Source organism: Microbulbifer sp. JSM ZJ756, assembly GCF_044383805.1.
Classification (GTDB): domain Bacteria; phylum Pseudomonadota; class Gammaproteobacteria; order Pseudomonadales; family Cellvibrionaceae; genus Microbulbifer; species Microbulbifer zhoushanensis.
In genome coordinates, this window is sequence record NZ_JBISER010000004.1 from 140,235 (window position 1) to 156,910 (window position 16,676).

Here is a 16,676-nt window from a genome sequence, read left to right on the forward strand (position 1 = left end):
AAAATACAGAAGGGCGACGGCCTGCGCCGTCGCCCATGACTGAATCCCGGACTTCAGGAATACTGCGGTTTATCAGTACACCCAGCTGACAGAAGCGCTGAAGTTGCGCGGTGCAGCATAGAATGCCTGGTCCCAGTAGAGGCTGTTGAGATACTTCTCATCAGTCAGGTTGTTGCCATTCAGTGAAACCGTCAGGTTATCGCTCACTGAATAACGGGCAAACGCATTCACTGTGGCATAGGCATCCTGCTTCACGGTGACACCGTAGTTAGTGATACGCTCGATATCGTCCTGCCAGTTGATACCGCCACCGATCTTCAGCTGCTCCAGTGTCGGCAGGCGGTAATTCGCATAGGCCCGCAGTACACGCTCGGGTACAAATTTCCGCGTCCCCTGCCCTTCCTGGTTCTCGATCTCAAGCTCAGTCCAGCCCAGGGAAGCGTGCAGTCCCGGTGCTACTTCGCCGACCAGTTCCAGCTCATAGCCCTGGCTCTCATAGTCGCGTCCTTCGTAAACCTGTGCGCCCAACTCGGTATCGAAGTAAGCCGATTCAGCAACGTTTTCGTGCTCGGCACGAAACACCGCCAGGGAGGCATTCACTCGCCCATCAAGGAATTCACCCTTGAGGCCAAACTCATCATTGCTACCCTCGGCCGGAGCCAGGCGATTCTTGTCCGCCCCCATCTCCCGTTGCGGCATGAAGGTTTCTGTGTGGCTGGCATACACAGAGAACCGGTCAGCAAAGGTGTAGACCAGCCCGGCGTAAGGCAACACCTCGCCTGATGCACTGGTACCGTGATCCTCGCCATAACTCTCACCCGCACTGTCCCAGTCGGTCACACGGGCGCCGGTGATCAGTGACAGTGCTTCAGTCAACTTCAGGCGGGTTGCGGCATACACCGACTGTTGCTCGTCGGTCCAGTCGCTACCATTCAGGCCGTCGGTAAACACCGGCTTCACCGGGGTTTTTCCTTCCCACCGGGTGAAATCCCCGACCATCGGGAAGCCATTGGTGTAGTCGTAGAGGGAGCTGTCCTCCACACTGCCTTCGGCCCGGTTGTAACCGAACACGACGTCGTGCTCGCGACCGGCAAGGGTAAAGCTTCCGCTAAGGCGCAGGTCGAAGAGGTCCTGCTGTTCGTCCAGGTTGTACTCGCTCGCATACCCGACCAGCCCCACTTCGTTGACCGGGTCGGGCAGGCTGTACATGTAAAACAGCTCGCTGGCTCCCTCGATTTCTGAATGGGTGTAGTAAGCCCTGGCCTGCCAGCCATTGCTGAATTCGTGCTGCAGCTCGACAAAGGCACTGGTGTCCACAGTGTCCCACCAGGACCAGTCCGCCGAAGTGCTGGCAGACTCGTCGTAATCGGTGAGTGAACCATCGGTGTAATGCAGCGGCAAGGCGCCCCACAGAGGGCTGTTGGCCCGGCTTTCCTGGTGGCTGATACCGCCAGTGAGCCGGGTGCTGGCACCCAGGTCCTGCTCGAGCACGCCATAGGCGACATTCTTGTCGATGCCATAGCGATCCAGGTAGGAGTCGCGGCTCTCGGTGGCGGCGACAAAGCGGCCCCGCAGGGAGTCAGTGAGTGGGGCACTGATATCCGCGTCGACCCGGCGCTTGTCCCAGGAGCCGGCCGTGCCGCTGAATGCCATGCGCAGTTCGTCGAGCGGGCGCTTGCGCACCATATTGATAGTGGCGGAGGGGTTGCCGGCGCCGGACATCAGGCCACTTGCGCCACGCACAACCTCGATTCGTTCGTAAATGGCAGTATCGATCTCACCATTCTGGTTACCGTAGGTAGCCGGCACCCCGACACCATCCAACTGGAAGTTGGTGATATCAAATCCACGGGCGGTGTAGTAGGTGCGGTCGGTTTCGACGCTTTCCACCATAATGCCGGGGGTAGTCTCAAGCGCCTCGTTGAGGCTGTCGATGGCAAAATCATCCAGCACTGCCCGGCTGATCAGGGAAACCGATTGTGGCGTTTCCAGCCCGGACAGGCCCAGACCTGTGGCGGTATCCATTTCCCCCGGCAGGTACGAATCCTCCTCTTCACCGGTCACCTCCACCTGCTCCAGCGCAGTTTTCGCAGTGTCCTGCGATTGCGCGGTTTCCTGGGCCCAGGCGCCGCTGGCCGCGGCGCTATTCATCGCTATGAGGGCCGCGGCCAGCAGTGTGCGGCGCGAACCCAAAGGCTGATCAGTGCTCACAATCTATTCCCCTTATCGTGTCCCTGTTGTTACGGCCGGCATCATAATAGGGGGTAAACGCTTTTGCAAACCATTATCATTTAGCTTTACTTGAGAGCGGTCACTGTCACCCAATGCAACTACAATTATTCCTGTGGCAGATCAAAAATTAGCCAGGAGTCGACCAATGGCCATTGCCCCCCATACCCTGGAAGCAGACTTCCCCGAGCATTCCCGGACCATCCGCCGGCTCAACGAGGTGGACCTTGACTTCAAGACCCAGAGCGATACCTACCACAAGCTGGATAAACAGATACGGGGCCTGGAGGAAAGGGGCGTCGCTACCAGCGACCAGCACTTCAACGAACTCAAGATCCAGCGCGCCCACATGAAAGACCGGCTCTACCGGCGCATTACTGACAAAGATATCCATATCTGAGTGAGCGCCGGCCACCGGCCCTGAATCACGACTGGATTACCGCCAGTCTGTTCGTCACACTGGAAGCCTGCCACAGGGTGCGCGTTTCCCATCTCGCGCACACCTGCAGGGACCTGCTGAGTAACCGGACAGACTGACCATGAAGCTTTTCATTACCCATGCTTCGCCCTATGCGCGGGCGACACGCATCGTTGTGCGTGAGCAATCACTACAGTCTCGCGTCAGCGAGCAGGTGGCCCACCCTTTTGATAACCCGCCGGAATTTATCGCCAGCAACCCGCTCGGCAAAGTGCCCTGCCTGCTGCTGGATAGTGGCGCATCGATCATGGACAGCCAGGTGATCTGTGACTACCTGGATCGCGGGGAAGGAGATGGACGATTGAGCCTGCCATCCGGGGAGGACTGGCAGCTGCAGACATTGCACAGCGTCTGCCAGGGGTTGATGGATACCCTGGTCCTGCGCCGGGTAGAGGATGCCCGCGCCCAACAGGGATTGCGCTCGGACTTCTGGTGGGATCGTTACAGTCATGCGGCGGGCCGCACCCTGCACTGGCTGGAACAGCGCTGCGATACGCTACCCGGAGCACTGTCCATGACCCATATCAGCCTCGGTTCAGCACTGGCCTACCTGGATTTCCGGCACCCGGATATTTCCTGGCGGGCCGACTTTCCCCGGCTGGCCCGCCTATCCGAACAACTGGAAGCGCGCCCATCGTTTGCGGACACCCTGCTGCGGGACTGAGCACAACCGGCCTTGCCCTGCCCCGGTCTCAGCTCCAGGCCATCAGCGCAGCGATCACCGCCGCCACCAGCAATGCCACCGCCCAGATAAGATCGAAGTTAACCCAGCGTTGGCGCAGGATGGCGAGCCCGAACCTGCGGTAGACAATCCACGCCGTCGCCCCCATCACCAGCAACATCGCACCAGTGTGCAGCGCCACCGCTCCCAGCATCACCAGCCCGCCGGAGGTTCCATCTCCAGCATGACCCGCATGGCCTGCATGGGCACCCTCCATACTTCCGGCCACCCCCAAAAGTGCCGGCACTACCATCAGCCCGGCACCATGGGCTGTGGCCATCAGGAAAGACCACAGGAACAGGTCGCGGGCCCCGACCTTCATTCCCACCCAGCGTGGGTGACGGTAATAATTGAACAGTTTGTAGAGGCCAAAGAGCAACAGCACCCCGGCAGTGATCCACTGCAGTGCCGTCAGCGAGACTACCTGCAACCCCAGCAGCACCAGCACCACTGCCAGGCAGATCGCCAGGGCGTGACCGGCAGCAATGGGCAGGAGTGACAGCCAGATCACCCGCTCGCGCTGCTGCTGCAGGCCCAGCGACAGGGCAAATAGCCAGCCCATCCCCGGGTTGAGGCCGTGAAAGGCACCGAACCCGAGCATTGCCAGCCAGGGCCCCAGTGGCCCTAACATGTCCTGTACCACGCGATCATCAGGGGTAGCAGAATGAATCGGTGGAGGCGTCCCCGCCCTCCAGCCGCACCTGGTGCACCCGGGTTTCCCCGAAATCCACAAAGAAGTCCGGGTCCAGCTGGATGCCACCATCGGGGTCTACATCCACCTTCACCATCCAGCCGCCCATCCGGTCCGGGTAAAACTGGTCGTCCCAGGTGCTGTAAAGGGAATTGGTGAAGTAGACCCGTCGACCGTCACGGCTGATCTCCACCATCTGCGGCCCGCCCAGGAGAGGGTCCGCGGACTTCGGGTGCGGGGCCTTGTTGACGATACCGCCAATAGCCACCTTGCCGGCCAGCTTCGGTTTGAAGGGATCAGAGACATCATACTGGTGCAGCTCGCCGGTCCCCCAGCAGGAGACATACAGGAAGCGGTCATCCAGGGACAGGTCAATATCGCTCACCAGTGGGGGAACGGCACCGAAGTCCTTCAGGGCGGGGGGCAGGTCATCCGCATCGGCGGGTTCCGGCGGGATGGTGATCACCTTGTCCATTTGCCAGGTGCCGCCTTTCTGGTGCCAGAGCCAGATGGATGCGGACAGGTCCTCGGTGCTCACCACCACCCCGGCGAAACCATAGGTCTTGCGGGGATCGTGCGCGGGGCGTAACTCCAGCACCATCTGGTGCTGCTTGCCCAGGTCAATGGTCTGGCTGAGCTTGCGTTTGCGCAGGTCCCAGAAGTGAATACGGTGGCCGTACTTCTGTCCCAGCAGTTCCTCGGGTACCAGCCCGTTCTCGAACTGGCGCGGCGTGCCCCACTCGCTGGTCACCATGACGTCCTGTGCCAGGTGCCACCAGAAATCGTAGGCCAGCGACTGGTCACCACGATCGAGCTCCCAGGGGCCAATCACCTCGAAGCTGAAATGGTCCAGCAGGAAAATACCACCCGGGCCCTCATCACCGTTGGCGGACCCCATGGCACTGACATAAATGGCGTCCGGGCCACAGTGCACGGTATGGGGCCGGCTGTAACCAGACTTGGCCATCATTTCCTCCGGCTCGATCACCTTGGTGATCCGTGGCCGGCGGGGGTCGGGTTTGGTATCGATGATATACAGGCGGGAACTTCGAATTCCCGGCACCACCAGGTAGCGCCGCTCCAGGTGCGGATGCGGTGCGTAGGGACACAGGGCGGAGCTGCAGGCATTCCAGCCGAAGTGGTGCAGCTCATCATCCAGGTGCGGCAGGTCCAGGGCGTGCACCACCTCGCCATAACTGGACGAGTGCGGGTCCAGGTCCACCACCCGGATGCCATCTGGCTGGTCGTTGCGGCCGGTATTCAGCGCCGCCACGTAGGCGTGCCGTTCCGGTGGCGCCTGCATCGCCATTTTGGCGGAGGGGTAGAAGGAGGGATCGGGTTTCCAGAGCGCCATGCTGCATTTCCTCTTTATTGTCATCCGTATGGAAAACTGCGAGGACTGCAGTATAGGAATTCAGCGCGCCCCCAGAGGCCAACTTCTCGCCGACAGGCGCCTTCTGGCACTTTATTTTCAATGGCAGGGACAGACCCGTAAAAGACCGCGCCAGAATAAAAAAAGGCGGGGCAAAGCCCCGCCCTGGTGTAGGGAAAATATAGCGGTTGTTATTGGTCTATAAACTCGCAGCGGCCCACTTCGGCACCCGCGGCCACCGCCTCACGGAGCCCGCCGGGGAAACCAACCTGCTGGGAAACGCCACTGTTACAGACGTAGGCCTGGTCCAGATCGATTTTCCAGGAAAACTGTATGCCGGCCAGGCCACCCATGATTTCAGTGCCAGAGGCGCTGATGGAAATCGGGTTGTTCATCGGCAGGGAATCCATTTCCACTACGCCCTGCTTCCTCAGGAAGTCAGCGAGCTGCATCCAGCCAATTCCCTCGACCCAGAGCCCGCCTGCCAGGCCCATACGAAAGCTTCCTGCACGACCGATGGCGACACGGCCGTCATCGCTCATATCAGAAACGCTTAGCGGCACCGGCCCCACAGCGTCGGTGATCTCCTCCTCGCTCAGCACGTCACAGTAGTTCAGCCCGAAGAAGTAGAACGGCATATCCTCGCACCAGCGCAGGGAGCCGATATTGGTCACTGCGTCCGGGCTGGTTCCCTTGCTTGCATCCCATAGCTTCACACCATCAGCAGTTGTCAGGGCAACCCTGCGGCCGTCATAACTGGATGCGTACGCATCCCGTGCACCAAACGCATCGTGCAGCTTGATGATCGGGCCGTCGTTTACCCAGGCCACGGCACGCTGATGGCTGTCGAGGCCCAGGACCACTTCACCATTACCGGAGATACCCTGTGCGCGGATAAACTGGGTCCTGCCCCAGTCGATACTGGAGGTATCCAGCTCGCGCATGCCGCCCTTCCTGTCCCAGATAAAGGGCACGATTTCACCGGTGAATGAGCGCTGGCAGAAGCCATCTCCGTCGACGTCCTTGTAGGCGAGCCCCACCGCGGTTTCCCCCTTGTCATCCATGGCCCAACCGCTGACCGCTGCCACGCCGGTCTGGGAGCCACCACCACAGCTGTTGCCGTTCAGGTCACCGAGACGGGTAATCCCCTGCTCCGACCAGATGGCTGCTTCCTGGATGCCATTACCGGTAAAGTCCTTCTGTACCAGCATCTTCTGGCCGTTGCGGTCCAGGGCGCCGTTGGCCGGGACAATATCCGCGGGCAGGACCTTGAAGCCTTTATCCTCATCCCACAGGAAAGCTGTCTGGCCCGCCAGGCCCGCACCCTTCTTACCGTTCTTGGCCATATCCAGCACAAAGGCCGATACAATCGGGGTCACCTGGACACCTTTCTGGTAACCGTTGAAGTAGAAATCCGCTTCACGGGTGACACCGGCTTCCGCGACTATCGGGGTCGCGTCACAGGCCGCATCCTGGAGCGGGTCGGTACCTTCTGACTCGTTCCAGTACTCCTGCTGGGACAGCAGCCTGGTACGTGCGGTCGGGTAGCCACCGCTATTGATTTGTTCCAGGTACAGGACATATTCCTGCCCCGGGGTCAGGTTGCGGATGGTGAACCGGCCATCCGGGCCCACCTTGCCCTGGGTGGCGGAACCAGTCATATCGGATACCGCATCAAACAGCGGATTGTCGACATTGCGGGCAATCACGTTGATACCACTGTACTCGGTCTTACCATCCTTCAGGCGCAACACACCGCTGATGGTGCCCGTGCTTGAAGCGTAATCAGCTGTCGGGTAAATGTTCGAAATCGCCGCCACGTCGTCCGGGTGCTCGATAGTGCTCTGCTCGGCACCGGCGCGGCCACTGTGGTTGATAAACGGGAACATGGTCTCGATGATTGCCGGGTCCGCGTTGTTCGCATTCGCGTAAGCGGGATAATCCCAGCGATGCACAGGATCGACATCGCATCCCGGGACCCCGGGGTAGTTGGGGCTGTAGGTATAGCTCTGGTATGCCAGCTGGCCATTAACCTGCGAGTGGGACAGGTTGATCGCATGGCCGAATTCATGGGTAAAGACACCAGCAACATTATTGCCATCGACGTCCGTGTCCCAGACATTCCAGCCGTTCATTACCGCGGTGGCCTCAATGATAGTGCCATTGCCATCTGTCCATTCAGGGAACGCAATGCCGAGCACCGCTTCCTTAGGCACCCCGAAAAAATCCTCCAGGATGGAGCCATCGGTATCGTACAGCACCCAGAAACCATAGCCGTTTTCTTTGGTATAGATTTCTGCCGCATTTTCACCGGTAACGTCATCAATACCGGCCATCTGCTCGATGGTCCCGGTAATTTCTGCGGCGAAGGTGGATGTCGGCACGTCACTCCAGTTCCTGAACGCATGCGCAGTAATTTCGTTGGCCCGGTCGATGGTAATAAACGGGGTTTCTGCATCGTAGTCGAAGGTAAACGCTTCACCACCATCGGTATATACCGGGATAGGTCCCTTACTGGTATCCCATTTCAGTGGCTGGGGGTTTTGCCCATCCGTCGTATAAAGCGGACCGGCCGCGTGCACAGAAGTAGCGGCAACTGCCAGGCCGACGGCGAGGGTCAGGTTGTTAAGTTTCATTATTTCATGTCTCCCTTGCCAATCCAGTTTTCCGAAACCGCCCGACCCACCAGGTCAATAAACTGGCCGGCATCCACGGCACCGGCGGTGGTCAGCATGCTCTGCTGCTCCGGGCTCAGGAGCTGCTGGTTGATTTCCACATCCTCAAACAGGCCTGCATTATTGAACTGGTTGCTCAACTTGCCGTTCATGACACTGAACTTACCCTGCGCCATGCCAGCCGTCGTCTGCAGTCCGGTGCGACCGGCCTTTTCATGCATAAAGGCGATCACATATTCGCCCTCATTCCAGCGCGGAAAACCCTCGGGAGAAATCGCCAGCATCTTGTGGCCATTGGCTGCGGTGTGCGGCTCGAGGAGGCCGAACTGCCGGAAGGTGTATTCACTGCCCTCTTTCACTTTGCCCTTGGCATCACTGCCGACCTGGATCGTAACTTCGGTATAGGGAATGCCCGCCGCATCAATACCGTCAGAAACGCTCATGACAGTGCCGGCAACAATTGATTCAGAACTGGTTATCAACTGGGTCAGGTTCTGGGTTTTAAGCTTCATGGCACTGGCTACCGGCGCAACCAGCGTCACCACAAGCATGGCGATCAGTGCAGCAATTGGCTTGCGACACTGTTGGAGTTTCCCAATCATATTTGATTCCTTATTTTAAATTGGACACATCTCCAGCAGACAACCTGGATCAATCGACAATAAAAATATGGATTCCGGGCCTGTATAGGGGAATCCCCTATATCCCCCTATACGGGAAGCCCATCATGAAACGCCTGCATACTACACCGCAGAATTGTCGCGTCTTTCATTAAAGCGAGCCCCTTCAGGCACATTACTGGCCATCAACGGCATATGCAGGAAACCGACGGCGAGGAGGGGACAGTTGCACCAGGCAAAAAAAAGGCGGGGACAAGCCCCGCCATCAATGCCTCAAGGGAATCACTGAACTGTATATTCACATCGATCAATTTTTTTCAGGAGACATGGTGCCCTGATGCAGCCTTGGGGTACCGCAGGCCCTGCCCACCCAGTTTTTGATCGTGAACTACCTTCAGCCGATTCAGATCGGTTGATCCAAATACGGTTATAAGGTTACGGCGTTCAGTCGAGACAATACATAGGGGAATCCCCTAAATTGACAGTCTCCCCGAACTCACAGGGACAAAGCTAAAAAAAGCAAAAAAGCGGGGCAAAGCCCCGCTAAATCAAAGAGAGGAATAGTTATTATTGTTCCAGGAACTCACAGCGGCCAACTTCCGCACCACCGGCAACTGCCTCACGCAGCCCACCGGGGAAACCGACCTGCTCAGAGACACCGTTTTCGCAAACATATACCTGGTCCAGGTCGACCTTCCAGGAGAAGGAGATGCCCGCAAGGCCACCGATAATTTCAGTACCGGAGGCGCTGATGGAGAGCGGGTTATCGAGTGGCAACTGGTCCATCTCAACCACGCCCTGTTTCTTCAGGAAGTCGGCGAAGTGCATCCAGCCAATGCCCTCGACCCACATACCGCCGGCAAGCCCCATACGCCAGTTGCCGGCGCGACCGATGGCGACACTGCCGTCATCGCTCATGTCGAAGACAGTCAGCGGGATTGGGCCTGCCGCCTCAGTGATCTCCTCCTCGGTCAGTAACTGGCAGTAGTTGTAACCGAAGTAGTAGAACGGCATATCCTCACACCAGCGCAGGGAGCCAATATTGGTGAGGGCATCCACACCGGTGCCTTTGGCCGGGTTCCAGAGCTGCACTCCGTCTCTGGTTGCGAGCGCCACCTTGCTGCCGTCGTAGCTGCTGGCATAGGCCTCGTAGGCCCCGAAAGCACCGTGCAAGTCGATCATGGCACCATCATTCACCCAGGCAACTGCCTTGAAATGCGTATTCGAGCCCAGCACTACTTCGCCATTGCCCGAGATACCATGGGCACGGATAAACTGGGTGCGATCCCAGTCGATGCCGTCGGTGTCCAGCTCGCGCATGCCACCGGTCTTGTCCCAGATAAAGGGTACAATCTCACCACTGAAGGAGGTCTGGCAATTGCCGTCGCCATCAATATCCTTGTAGGCAATGCCCACAGCCGTGTCACCCTTGTCGTCCAACGCCCAGCCGCTGGTAGCGGTTGAACCGGTGACTGAGCTACCGCCGCAGCTGTTGTCGTTCAGGTCGCCCAGCGGCGTGACGCCGTTTTCAGACCAGATAGCGGCTTCCTGGATACCGTTGCCAGTAAAGTCTTTCTGTACCAGCATCTTCTGGCCATTGCGGTTCAGGGCACCGTTGGCCGGCACGAATTCCGGCGGCAGGACCTTGAAGCCCTTTTTCTCGTCCCACATGAATGCCGTTCTGCCCGCGACGCCGGCAGCGCGCTTGCCACCCTTGGCCATATCCATCACAAAGGCCTGAACCAGCGGGGTCACCTGCACGCCCTTGTCAAAGCCGTTGAAATAGAAATCGGCCTCCTTGGTCACACCGGCTTCCGCCTGGATCGGGGTCGCGTCACAGGCGTTGTCTACCAGGGGATCGCTGCTTTCTGACGCGTTCCAGTACTCGGCCTGGGACAGCAGGCGAGTGCGCATGGTCGGGTAGCCACCCGAGTCGATCTGCTCGAGATACAGTACGTATTCCTCGCCCGGAGTCAGGTTACGGATGCTGAAGCGGCCGTCGGGGCCCACCTTGCCCTGGGTGGCCGAACCGGTCATGTCGGAAACCGCATCGTAGAGCGGGTTGTCCACATTACGGGCGATGACGTTGATACCGCTGTACTCGGTCTTGCCATCCTTGAGGCGCAGCACGCCGGTAATGGAGCCGGTGGTGGAGGCGTAATCGGCGCTCGGGTACAGATTGGAAATAGCCGCGACATCATCCGGGTGCTCGATAGTGCTCTGCTCGGCCCCCGCCCGGCCACTGTGGTTAATAAACGGGAACATCGTCTCGATGATGTCCGGGCTGGCATTATTGGCCCCAAACGCCTCTGGATAATCCCAGCGATGGATCGGCTCCACGTCGCAGCCTGCCACGCCCGGGTAGTTGGGGCTGTAGGTATAGCTCTGGTATGCGAGCTGGCCATTAACCTGAGTGTGGGACAGATTGATCGCATGGCCGAATTCGTGAGTAAACACACCGGCCACGTTGTTGCCCTCAGTATCGGTGTCCCAGACATTCCAGCCGTTCATTACCGCAGTCGCCTCGATGATGGTGCCGTTGCCATCGGTCCACTCGGGGAAAGCAATGCCCAATACCGCTTCTTTCGGTACGCCGAAGAAGTCTTCCAGGATGGAGCCGTCAGTGTCGTACAGGACCCAGAAGCCGTAGCCGTTTTCTTTGGTGTAAATTTCGGTGGCGGTCTCGCCGGTCACGTCGGCAATGCCCAGCTTTTCCTCGATGGTGCCGGCAATCTCGGCGGAGAAAGTGGAGGTGGGCACGTCGCTCCAGTTCGCAAAGGCGTGGGCCGTGATTTCATTGGCACGGTCGATGCTGAGGAATGTCGAGCCATCGTAGCCCACGGTAAAGGCCTCACCTCCATCGGTGTAGACCGGGATGGGGCCCTTGCTGGTGTCCCACTTGAGCGGTTGCGGATTTTCCCCATCGGTGGTGTACAGGGGACCGGCGGCCTGTGCCGACACAGCAGCCACGGTCAGGCCAATGGCGAGAGTAAGCTTGTTCAGTTTCATTACTTCATCTCCCCTGTACCAATCCAGTTTTCAGAAACCGCGCGACCAACCAGGTCCATGAACTGGGTGGCATCCACGGCGCCGGGAGTAGTCAGCATGCTCTGCTGCTCCGAGCTCAGCAGTTGCTGGTTGATTTCCACACCCTCGAACAGACCGGCATTATTGAACTGGTTGTTCAGCTTTCCGTTCATCACACTGAACTTGCCCTGGGCCATGCCGGCGGTGGTCTGCAGGCCGGTGCGGCCGGCTTTTTCGTGCATGAAGGCAATTACGTATTCGCCTTCGCTCCAGCGGGGGAAACCTTCCGGGGAAATTGCCAGCAGCTTGTGGCCGTTGGCCATGGTGCGCGGCTCCAGCAGGCCAAACTGGCGGAAGGTGTATTCGCTGCCTTCCTTTATCTGGCCCTTCGCATCGCTACCCACCTGGATGGTGACTTCGGTATAGGGAATACCCGCGGCATCGATACCGTCAGTCACACTTTTCACGGTGCCGGCAACAATGGCCTCGGAGCTGGTGATCAGCTGGGTGAGATTCTGGGTCTTGAGTTTCATGGCGCTGGCTACCGGTGCAACCAGGGTAACCACGAGTGTGGCGAGCAGTGCGGCAAGGGGCTTGCGGCACCGTTGGATTTTACCTAACACGTTGATTTCCTCTCATTATTGTATACATCGCGGCCGGGCTGTATGGGTCCCGACCAGGGACAATTCCACGTTAAGGAGAGGCTGGAAGGCGGTGTATCGGGGTTTCCCCGATATTGGGGCTCACGTGATTGAATTCACATTTTTGCTCACTCAGGTGTGTGCCAGTGGTGCACTATCTTCACATAACAGTGTTACCGGCACCGTAACAATGCGGATCCGCTTCAGGGCTCGGGGTTGACCAGGCCGGTGCGAATGGCAAACCGCACCAGGCCCGGCACATTGTGAATACCCAGCCGGTCCATCAGCTGGGCGCGGTGGGCCTCCACCGTTTTGACGCTGACATTCAGGCTGTCGGCAATTTCCCGTGGACCGCGGCCTTCCGCGATCAGCTGCAGGATCTGTCGCTGGCGGGGAGTCAGCACCTCCGCAGCAGAAATGGCATCACCGCCGGTGGCGACAAAACGCTCCACCACGGCGCGATCGATAGCAGCGCATAGGTAATCCCGCCCGGCGAACAGGGCTTTCAGGGCCTCGGCCAGCTCATCGAATGCCGAGTCCTTCAACAAATAACCCTGTGCGCCGGCATTCAGGGCGCGGGCGACATACTCTGCACCCGAATGCATGGACAGGATCAGGATTCGCACATCCGGATAGTGCTGGCTGAGGTGTGCAGCCACCTCGAGCCCGTTCATGCCCGGCAGGGAGACATCCAGGAGAACCGCATCCGGGGGATCCTTCCGGATCATCTCAAGGGCTTCCAGGCCATCGCCACTTTCACCGATCACCGCGATACCGGTCATATCGTCGAGCAGGGCTCGCATACCCGCACGCAGCAAACTGTGGTCATCCACCAGCAGGATGCGCCGGGCGTTATCGTTAGGGAATGGGTGTTTTTGCATATGTCAGCCCGGTATTGTTGCAGTGACCCGGCAGCCAGCGCCGGGACTGGAATCAAAATTCATCTCGCCACCTACGCCATGTACCCGCTCGAGCATGCCCAGCAGGCCCAGGTGTTCACCACGGCGGGCCCGGGTCCAGACCTCCAGGGGCTCAAACCCGCAACCGTCGTCCTCGATTTCCACGGTCAGGCATTGCCCGTCGTGCCGCAGCCTGACGTCAACGCGACTGGCACCCGCATGCCGGATGATATTACTCACAGCCTCCTGGACCAGCCGGAAAATGGTGGTACGGAACTCCCCGGTAATCCAGGACAGCTCACTGTCTGTCCGCAGTTCGATCTGTATCCCGGCGCGGTCGCTCACTGAATCAAGGTGTACACGCAAAGCCTCAACCAGCCCGGCCTCATCGAGCAACGGCGGCCGCAGGCTCAGGGAGATATTCCGCACCTGGGCAATCATATTGTCGATCATGGTGAGGGAAGCGCCGAGTAGCCCCTGCTGATCTCGCGGGTCGGCGGCGCCCTTTACCCGCTGCAGGCTGATCTTGGTCGCCGTAAGGGTCTGCCCCAATTCATCGTGCAGCTCCCGGGAAATCTCCTGCCGCTGTTCTTCCTTGGCAGTCTGCAATCTGCGGGTCAGGTTGCGCAGGCCCGAGTGCGCCTGGGATAGCTCCTCACGACTCTCCCGCACTGTTTGCAGTGCGTGGTCCTTGTCCTGTTGCAGCTGCTCCAGCTGGCGATTGCGGCGCCGCAGACCGCGGACCCGGTGCCGGTGCCAGCCCCAGGTCCCGATGAGCAACAGGAAAATACCACCGACGCGAAATTCCGCAGTCATCCAGATTGGCGGAATGACCTCGAGCTCCAGGGCCGGGGAAACGCTCCAGTTGCCAAAGACGTCCCGCCCGCGAATCCTGAGACGGTGAGCGCCGGGCGACAGCTCCAGCAGGGTGACGAAATGCCGGTCGCCGAGGGACTGCCAGTCGGCTTCTTCACTCAGGCGATACTGGTACTCGTGCCTGCCGCGCGCATAATCCAGTACAGCATACGAGACCGAGAACATTTGTCCCCAGTCGATCGAATATTTGCTCAGTGCGGTGGCCGGCTGTATATCGAGTCCGCCCTGGCCATCGGGCTGGGTCAGCTCAACCATCCTGACAGCGCTGGGTTCCCGCTCCCGCATCGGGGTGCCGGAGGGAATCATCACAACGCCCCCGAGCCCACCAAAGTACAGGTAATCCGCATCCCGCGCGGCGGCGCGGACGTTAAAATGCGTAATCGGTAAACCACTCTCGGCAACGTGGTTGATCAAAGCACCAGAGGCAGGTTGCAGCCGTGTCAGCCCCTCCCGGGAACTGATCCAGAGCGAACCATCGTCGTCCTCGACAATGCCCACCACATTGTCACTCAGCAGGCCATCCCGCTCGGTCCAGCGGCGCTGCAATTGCAGCTGGCCGGCCGCGGACAGGATAAACTGATGCAGGCCACCGCCATTCGTACCCACCCAGATATCGCCGGTTGCCGCGAGATACATCCCGGTGACATTGTGGTGCCCCAGGCCATCAGACACGGTAAAACGCTGGCAGGACCATTCATTCACCTGGCACAGATTGAGCCCGCTCGAACGGGTACCAACCAGGAGCAGGTTTTTACCCACCTCCAGCAGTCCGGAAATATAGTTGCCGCTGAGGGAATCCTGCCGCTCCGGGTCATGGGTAAAGGCCGCAAACTGCTCGCTCTTCGTAGCGAGCCGGAACAGGCCACTACCCCCGACACCTACCCAAAGTGCACCCCGGCCGTCCTCGGCCAGGCTGGTGACATATCCCTGCCCCAGTCCACGACCGGAATCCGCAGTGACCAGTTGGGCGGACTCACCATCGGCTGAAAGAAACCACAGGCCATTATTGGTTCCCGCCACCAGCTCGCCATTGTGCCTCCGGGTAATGGCAATCACCCCGTCACGTGCCAGTAACTCCGGTGCATCGTGGAGCTGCTCCGCCCGCTGCCGGCCCGGGGAAAAGGGCTGTGGTCCACCACCAAAGCTACCCACCCACGGACGCTGGTCACCATCGGCAAAGACTGCGGTGACATTGCGGTTGCGAAGTTGGCTCGACTCGGAATCCGCGTTCAGGAAACCGAAATGCTCTTCAGGCAACCGTGCGAGGTAGACCCCACTGCCCCAGGTACCGACAAAAATACGCTGGCCACTAATGACCAGGCTCAACTGGGGCAGGGGCGGTAGCTGTCCCGGCTGGCCAGGGGACGCCGGGTTAGCCGGATATATCTCACCGGTTTCAGGATCGTAAACCAGTACCCCGGAGGCCATGGTTGTCATCCAGAGGCGCCCCCGCGGTCCCCAGGCCAGGTCGGTAACCACATCCTCCACACTGCTTTCCGGCGCTATCGGTATGCGCCTGACCTCGCCGGCCCCGGGGCTGATAAACACCAGCCCATTGCGTGTTGCCGCGTACATCGAGCCATCGCTCGCCTCGGCCAACCCGAATACATCATTGACCGCGGACGGGCCTCCCAGCCGGTCGGACAAGTCAATATGATCGAAACCCTCTCGGCCCGCGCGCCGGATACTGATGCCACCGCCTAAGGTGGCAACCCAGATGTCCCCAGCGCGGTCAGCATGCACGCTATAGACGTAATCGTGGGCGAGCGAACGGGGATCCTCAGGATCGTGGAAGAAGCGCTCGACAATGCCGGTGGCGGGGTCCAGCCGGTTCAGGCCGATCTGGCTGCCGATCCACAGGTGACCGCTGGCGTCTTCTGCCATGCCGTAGACACTTTCGTGACTGAGGCTATGGGGGTCACCGGTCTTGTGCCGGAAATGGCGAAAGCTGTCCGTCTGCGGATCATAACGGCTGAGCCCCGCAGTGTTACTGGCCACCCAGATATGGCCGTGCCTGTCCTCATACAGGGAGCGGATGTCGCTGTCGGGAAGGCTCCCCGCATCACCCTGGCCCACTGGCAGTGCCCTGGCCTGGTAACCGTCGTAACGAAAAACCCCTTCACGGGTGCCGGCCCAGAGAAGGCCGCCACGGTCCACAATGACGGACGATACCACCTTCACATCCAGCCCGTGGGCGACGCCCAGGGGCTGGAACTCCACGGGCTGCCGCGCCATCAGGGGGAAAGAAAGCAATAAACACACTGCAGCCAGCAGTAGCCTGGTAGCCCTGCCTGTCATCGTAGTTCCATGGTTTTATTCTTGATCTGGACGACCTCCCCCGCCCGCCGGAGCCCTGCAGGTCCCGGCCAGGACGCTGCCCGCGCCCGATAGGGAGGCGGGAGGAAGTTTGGAATCTACGGAATATAACCAAATTTAATGCAGTACTA

The 16,676-nt window shown here is 59.5% G+C and carries 11 protein-coding genes; 2 read left to right on the forward strand and 9 right to left on the reverse strand.

The window, feature by feature from the left end:
* Window positions 1-72: 72 nt before the first annotated feature.
* The gene (locus ACH6CX_RS08770; RefSeq protein WP_396675313.1) at window positions 73-2,211 is read right to left on the reverse strand and encodes a TonB-dependent siderophore receptor; all 2,139 of its coding nucleotides are present in this window, start codon (window positions 2,209-2,211) and stop codon (window positions 73-75) included.
* Between the two features lie 166 nt (window positions 2,212-2,377).
* On the opposite strand from ACH6CX_RS08770, the gene ACH6CX_RS08775 reads away from it, so the two are divergent.
* Together ACH6CX_RS08775 and ACH6CX_RS08780 are read left to right on the forward strand one after the other, a co-directional pair.
* Entirely contained in the window at window positions 2,378-2,629 is a 252-nt protein-coding gene (locus ACH6CX_RS08775; RefSeq protein ID WP_233006279.1) for a YdcH family protein, read from the forward strand.
* Window positions 2,630-2,768: 139 nt separating this feature from the next.
* The gene (locus ACH6CX_RS08780; RefSeq protein ID WP_233006280.1) at window positions 2,769-3,371 is read left to right on the forward strand and encodes a glutathione S-transferase family protein; all 603 of its coding nucleotides are present in this window, start codon (window positions 2,769-2,771) and stop codon (window positions 3,369-3,371) included.
* 28 nt (window positions 3,372-3,399) lie between these two features.
* On the opposite strand, the gene ACH6CX_RS08785 is transcribed toward ACH6CX_RS08780, so the two are convergent.
* The 8 genes from ACH6CX_RS08785 to ACH6CX_RS08820 all read right to left on the reverse strand — a co-directional run bounded on the left by ACH6CX_RS08785 (window position 3,400) and on the right by ACH6CX_RS08820 (window position 16,527).
* Window positions 3,400-4,059: a hypothetical protein gene (locus ACH6CX_RS08785; protein ID WP_334078651.1), complete on the reverse strand. Its 660-nt coding sequence runs from the start codon at window positions 4,057-4,059 to the stop codon at window positions 3,400-3,402.
* 19 nt (window positions 4,060-4,078) lie between these two features.
* Window positions 4,079-5,473 (reverse strand): selenium-binding family protein, encoded by a 1,395-nt coding sequence (locus ACH6CX_RS08790; RefSeq protein WP_233006282.1) that lies wholly within the window; start codon window positions 5,471-5,473, stop codon window positions 4,079-4,081.
* A gap of 209 nt (window positions 5,474-5,682) precedes the next feature.
* Entirely contained in the window at window positions 5,683-8,127 is a 2,445-nt protein-coding gene (locus ACH6CX_RS08795) for a matrixin family metalloprotease (RefSeq protein ID WP_396675314.1), read from the reverse strand.
* On the reverse strand, window positions 8,127-8,768 hold the full coding sequence (locus ACH6CX_RS08800) for a hypothetical protein (RefSeq protein WP_396675315.1): 642 nt from the start codon (window positions 8,766-8,768) through the stop codon (window positions 8,127-8,129). Before ACH6CX_RS08800 ends, ACH6CX_RS08795 begins: the two co-directional genes overlap by 1 nt.
* A gap of 585 nt (window positions 8,769-9,353) precedes the next feature.
* Entirely contained in the window at window positions 9,354-11,795 is a 2,442-nt protein-coding gene (locus ACH6CX_RS08805) for a matrixin family metalloprotease (RefSeq protein WP_396675316.1), read from the reverse strand.
* Window positions 11,795-12,436: a hypothetical protein gene (locus ACH6CX_RS08810; protein ID WP_233006286.1), complete on the reverse strand. Its 642-nt coding sequence runs from the start codon at window positions 12,434-12,436 to the stop codon at window positions 11,795-11,797. Before ACH6CX_RS08810 ends, ACH6CX_RS08805 begins: the two co-directional genes overlap by 1 nt.
* Window positions 12,437-12,657: 221 nt before the next feature.
* Window positions 12,658-13,335 carry a response regulator transcription factor gene (locus ACH6CX_RS08815; RefSeq protein WP_233006287.1) on the reverse strand — a complete coding sequence of 226 codons (678 nt, stop codon included), beginning with the start codon at window positions 13,333-13,335 and terminating at the stop codon, window positions 12,658-12,660.
* Window positions 13,336-13,338: 3 nt separating this feature from the next.
* On the reverse strand, window positions 13,339-16,527 hold the full coding sequence (locus tag ACH6CX_RS08820; RefSeq protein ID WP_396675317.1) for a two-component regulator propeller domain-containing protein: 3,189 nt from the start codon (window positions 16,525-16,527) through the stop codon (window positions 13,339-13,341).
* Window positions 16,528-16,676: the final 149 nt, after the last annotated feature.

Excerpts from the sequence above, each read along its gene's own strand:
- ACH6CX_RS08805 (WP_396675316.1), bottom strand. The coding sequence starts at position 11,795 with ATGAAACTGAACAAGCTTACTCTCGCCATTGGCCTGACCGTGGCTGCT.
- ACH6CX_RS08795 (WP_396675314.1), bottom strand. The coding sequence starts at position 8,127 with ATGAAACTTAACAACCTGACCCTCGCCGTCGGCCTGGCAGTTGCCGCT.
- ACH6CX_RS08790 (WP_233006282.1), bottom strand. The coding sequence starts at position 5,473 with ATGGCGCTCTGGAAACCCGATCCCTCCTTCTACCCCTCCGCCAAAATG.
- ACH6CX_RS08780 (WP_233006280.1), top strand. The coding sequence starts at position 2,769 with ATGAAGCTTTTCATTACCCATGCTTCGCCCTATGCGCGGGCGACACGC.
- ACH6CX_RS08820 (WP_396675317.1), bottom strand. The coding sequence starts at position 16,527 with ATGACAGGCAGGGCTACCAGGCTACTGCTGGCTGCAGTGTGTTTATTG.
- ACH6CX_RS08815 (WP_233006287.1), bottom strand. The coding sequence starts at position 13,335 with ATGCAAAAACACCCATTCCCTAACGATAACGCCCGGCGCATCCTGCTG.
- ACH6CX_RS08785 (WP_334078651.1), bottom strand. The coding sequence starts at position 4,059 with ATGTTAGGGCCACTGGGGCCCTGGCTGGCAATGCTCGGGTTCGGTGCC.
- ACH6CX_RS08800 (WP_396675315.1), bottom strand. The coding sequence starts at position 8,768 with ATGATTGGGAAACTCCAACAGTGTCGCAAGCCAATTGCTGCACTGATC.
- ACH6CX_RS08775 (WP_233006279.1), top strand. The coding sequence starts at position 2,378 with ATGGCCATTGCCCCCCATACCCTGGAAGCAGACTTCCCCGAGCATTCC.